This window comes from Parabacteroides sp. AF14-59 (assembly GCF_003479515.1).
Classification (GTDB): Bacteria; Bacteroidota; Bacteroidia; order Bacteroidales; family Tannerellaceae; genus Parabacteroides; species Parabacteroides faecis.
Genome location: NZ_QUHH01000019.1, coordinates 128,439 through 133,444, shown reverse-complemented (window position 1 = coordinate 133,444; position 5,006 = coordinate 128,439). Strand labels below are relative to the sequence as shown.

The following is a 5,006-nucleotide window of genomic DNA, read 5'->3' as shown; positions in this document are numbered from 1 at the left end:
TATTTTAATATATTCTTAGAATAGATATCTTTATTACTCTCTATTTTATTTAATGAAGAAAGCAGAGATTTTATATTGTCTAAATCAAAAAAGCAAACTTTTTGATCATCAACAATACTTTTAAAAAGAGGTATATTAGAACATAATACTGGTTTCCCATATGCAGCCGCCTCAATAAGACTTAATGGAAAACCTTCTGTACGGCTTGTCATGGCAAAAATATCAATATATTTTAAATACCTATATCCATTAACTTTAGCTCCTAACCATAAACATCGCTCTGCTACTCCTATTTTGTGTGATAGATTTTTTAAATTCTCAACTTCTGGTCCATCTCCAACAAATAATAATCCATACTTTGGTAACGATATTAATGCCTGAATTAATTGTTCATAACCCTTACGACTAGTTATATAGGCTATAGCACCAATTATTTGATATTTTTCTTTAAACTTCTCTATGTATATTTTGTCTTGAATATCTATATCTAAGTTTGTTTGAACATTTCTTCCATTAAAGATGATGAATGTGTTTTTGATTTTTTTTTTGTTTTTATAATAATCTTGATGATATTCATTTAGTGTAACAATAGCATCAAATCGTCTAAGATAAATCAACCAAGATTGAATAATAAAATCTTTTTTTAAACCAGAAAATGCATACTGTATTTGTTCTCCTAAATGTTGATGAAGAGTTGTGATGAATTTTGTTTTATTTGATATTAAAGGCTTTTTGAAAAAAATATATGCATCAGGACGATACATATGTGTGTGTATTATATCAAACATTTTGAAGTCTATATTTTCTTTCCAACTTATTTGTTTAGCTTCACAAGGCATATTTATTTCAATTATATTATCAAAATAGAATACTTTGCAAAAACAATTTAATTTTTGTAGATGAAAACATAAGTCTTTAACCAAAATAATAGGTCCTTTGTTTGCAAGTGAAGGTATTATAAATGCAATATTCATTTCATTTTTATTTTTTTAGAGATTCGAATGTTTGGTAATATTGGGAGATAATTGAATCCCAACTATAATAAGTTTCCATTAATAATCTTCCATTTTTGGATAGTATATGACGCAGTTTACTGTTTTTTAAAAGTAAATCAATTTTATTAATCATCTCATTACTGTCATTTGCAATTTCAATGTTTTGACTTGTAACAAGTCCATTAATACCATCTGCACCAATAGAAGTTGATACAACTGGTATTCCAGAAGCCATTGCTTCTAATATTTTATTTTTTATACCAGATCCTGTTGTAAGAGGTGATACAAAGAGAGTGCATCTTTGATAATATTCTTTTACATTTTTTACAAAGCCTGTTACGATAATATCATTACTACAAAAATTGAATGGAGGATTTATACCTACAATATAAAATTTAAGTCCATTATGTCTTTTTTTTAATATTGGGAATATCTTATTGACAAAATGAATTACAGCTTCAACGTTTGGTTTATAATTATAATTACCTACAAAAAGAATAGATTTTTCGTCTCTATTATCATTGTTAAATGAAAAATAATTAAGATCTACTCCATTTGTAATAGAAATAATATTGTTTGATTTTAATTTTTCAAATATATATTTCCGATCAATTTCAGAAACGAAATTAACAATAGATGCTTCTGAAAAACATTTTTTTTCAGCATGCATATATAACCATTTTTTTAATTTAAAAAAAAGAGTTTTGTGATATAAATAAAAGCGTTCATTAAGTAAAGAAAAAGAATCTACAGCATTGAGAAATATCGGTGTTTTGCTCGATATTTTTCTGAAATATAAAGGAGAGGGTGGTGCACAAAAGTAAATTAAATCAAAACTATCTAGATCAATATTGCATATATAGTCTTTATATTTACTAGAAAATATTCGTCTTCCCAAGAGTACATAAGAAATTAGATTTATTAAATCACTTAAATGTTTAGAACTGCCAATGCATGATATTTGAATAATCTGTGGAAAGAGTTTTGATAATTTTTCTTTTGTAAATTCGTCACTTTCAGAAAATGATACAATATGAAATCTATAATCTGTAGGCGCTTTTTCTAATATTCTATAATTGATTAATGTTATGCCATCTTTATAGAGTGGATAAGGTAGACTATTTATTACAAATAATATGTTTTTTGCCATTTGGTATAATTTTGAATAAATAAAAAATGATCAGAACCAGAAACGTGGTGAATAGGTAAAAAGTAAATTCATTTGCGACCCCACTCATTACACAATAGACCATATTGATTAAAGCAAATTCTGTTGACTGCGAAAATCTTAATCGTATGGCTAATGAAAAATTTAAAGTGATTAATAATATTATGGTTAATGAATTTAATATAAACACATAAGGTGATTTATATAAGGACATAAGTAAATTCCCTTGTGTTCCTAACATGAATGATACGTTTTCGGCATTTGGCTCAAATGCTTTTATTAGTTGATTTTCAGGAATTTCATTTGGCATATGGGTGGCTCCTATGATACCAGCTAATGCCTGTTTTTGAAAATAATAGGTATCTAACATTTGAGAAGAAATTGCAAAATAAGCTGGATTTTGAAGAATAATTGCTGAATTAGAAAAACTAGAAAGTCTTCCTATTAATTTGCCTCCTATTAATGTTACAACAGAAGGATTTTCTAAATCTCCATAATTTTCTGATCTAAGATTACTTCTTAGTGTATACATTATTTGAACAAAAGTGGGGAAAATGAATAACGCTATTAGAAATGAAATTTTTCTCTTTTTTATGTAATATATAATGTCTTTGTTGTATTTAACAAAAAGAGTCATGGCTATAAATATGAAAGAACCAAGTCCTGCTCGTAAGATACCTAGAATTATTATTAAAATGCATACTGATAATGTTTCTTTCTTGCTTTTACAAATAAAAATGAATATTATTCCAATAATAGCAGGATTAAGTCGATTAAAAAATTGTATAAAAGGGAGTACTATTGAAGGAGCAGAATACATAGGCGATCCCATTTTTCCTACTCCCCATACTATTGTTACAAATATATGCCATATAATTAAAAAGTAAATGAATTGAGAAAAAAAACGAATGTTGATTGATATTTTGGAAACTTTTTTGGATTTAATCTTAAAATATGTATATAATTTTTTTAGTACTAAAAATGGTAATAATGTTATAATTAAATTGATAAGTAAAAGCCAATTTGGTAGTTCTACATCTTCAGCCATAAAATCTCCATTTAACTTCTTTGTACAAGTAGTGTATATATATGATAATATAGCACAAATAATAAAACCGTATATAATATATTTCCCTGCGTAATAGTATAGGTCAAATTTTTCTTTCTTTTTATTTGTCATATAACGCAATTAAAATTTATATTCTAGTAGTTTTTTCATGCAACTATCTACATTTGGCATAATGAAAACATTATATTTGTGTTTTTTCAATTTGAATTTCAGATTTCTATTAATTTTGCCGGCGAGTTTTTTTATTGTCACTTTTATGAAAGTGAATAATTCAATTCTGTGTTTATGATAATATTGATTTAGAGTGGGTTTTAAATAATTAATTAAAAAAAATTCATTAATAATCATTGAAGCATAAAGAGCATTGTAATTTAATTTTCTGTGACATTTGAATTCTCTTAGAACTTCAGATACTGTTTCTGAATAAATCGTTAGTTCAGACCAAATACGTGGAATATTAATATCCCATACTTCTAGTATATTTTTCTTTAAAAATTTTTGATCCTCTATTTTTCCATAATGTCTATTATTAGCACTCAATCCTCCTCCACTGTTACTTGAGGCTCCGTAAATAGTTACTGGATAATCTAAATAATAGTATTGATCAATAACTAAAGCAATTGCAGTTGCGAAAGCTATATCTGGACATGATCCTATCAGATAAGTACCAACTTTTTGTTTGATTTTATTTAATATTTCTAGAGTGATTATTCCATGATAAAAGCGAGGAAGATTAAATATTGAAGTTCCTCCATTATTTAAAAGTAAATTAAGTTCATCTGAACTATTTTTTTTGATAAATTTTCTTGAAATAGTAGAAGGAATCCATAAAGCTTCTTTTCTTTTATAATAATTCTCCTTTTCAAATTTGACAGAATTCCACCAATAATAACCGCAATTAAAAATTAAGGCTTCTGCTGCCATTGATTCCATCTTATCAACAATATTTGCAATGTATGGAGAAATCAAATCATCATCTCCAATAAAAGTAACATATTTCCCTCTGACATGATTAATGGCTTGAATTGTATTATCTGCAATAGAAAGCGGGGTTGATATATAGTAATAATGACATCTTTTATCTTTGAAATTTTGAAAAAAAGTAATAGCACTACGATTATTATCAGAATTGTCCTGTATAATAAATTCAATATCCTCTCTGATAATATATTTTGTCAAAGATTCTAAAATCGGGAATAAACATGTATATCGATTCTTTGTAGGTATAATTATCGAAAGTAAAACCATGTAATTATATTTTTTATTATTTTGTTATTTTTGTGTTCCGGAAAACGTTTTAAAAAAACTAAACTACAGCATATTAGAGATATTGTAAAAGCAATAAATCCATATATTAATGTAAAATATCCTTGAGGAAATTTTTTACTAATGCTAACAATACATGTAATCATCACTAAATTGATAATGCAAGGTAGTAATGAATCATATAAGAACCATATTTTAAACTCTGATTTTAAAAATTTATTGATTATAATAAATCCTAATACAAAAAAAATAATTAGATTTACTATAAAGAATGGTATTGCTGCTCCATTAATGCCATATATTGGTGTTAGCTTTAATAATAATATGACTAGGAATATTATTGTTATTATTCCTAAAATCATATTTGTTTTTGTATGACCATTAGCTAATGCAAGAAAATATGGACCATATTGTAATGCAACAAATAAATTTGCAATAACAAGAATAATTGCAGCAAATTCAATTGAAATTGAAATTGATAAATCCTGTGTCCATATATAAATATAAT

General features: G+C 25.9%; 5 protein-coding genes. All 5 read right to left on the bottom strand.

Going from position 1 to position 5,006, the window contains the following annotated elements:
* On the bottom strand, window positions 1-974 hold a 974-nt coding region (locus DWW23_RS18875), incomplete at its 3' end, for a glycosyltransferase family 4 protein (RefSeq protein WP_122355054.1).
* Window positions 975-981: 7 nt separating this feature from the next.
* A complete protein-coding gene (locus DWW23_RS18870; RefSeq protein WP_122355052.1) occupies window positions 982-2,145 on the bottom strand; it encodes a glycosyltransferase family 4 protein in 1,164 nt (387 codons plus the stop codon).
* Complete coding sequence (wzy, locus tag DWW23_RS18865) at window positions 2,114-3,343, bottom strand: oligosaccharide repeat unit polymerase (RefSeq protein WP_122355050.1); 1,230 nt, start codon at window positions 3,341-3,343, stop codon at window positions 2,114-2,116. Before wzy ends, DWW23_RS18870 begins: the two co-directional genes overlap by 32 nt.
* Before the next feature lie 9 nt (window positions 3,344-3,352).
* A complete protein-coding gene (locus DWW23_RS18860; protein ID WP_122355048.1) occupies window positions 3,353-4,480 on the bottom strand; it encodes a glycosyltransferase in 1,128 nt (375 codons plus the stop codon).
* A partial coding sequence (locus DWW23_RS26455) for a hypothetical protein (RefSeq protein WP_199664157.1) occupies window positions 4,462-5,006 on the bottom strand: 545 nt, incomplete at its 5' end. The genes DWW23_RS26455 and DWW23_RS18860, both read right to left, overlap by 19 nt.

Coding starts and splice junctions, on each gene's coding strand:
- DWW23_RS18870 (WP_122355052.1), bottom strand. CDS start 2,145: ATGGCAAAAAACATATTATTTGTAATAAATAGTCTACCTTATCCACTC.
- wzy (WP_122355050.1), bottom strand. CDS start 3,343: ATGACAAATAAAAAGAAAGAAAAATTTGACCTATACTATTACGCAGGG.
- DWW23_RS18860 (WP_122355048.1), bottom strand. CDS start 4,480: ATGGTTTTACTTTCGATAATTATACCTACAAAGAATCGATATACATGT.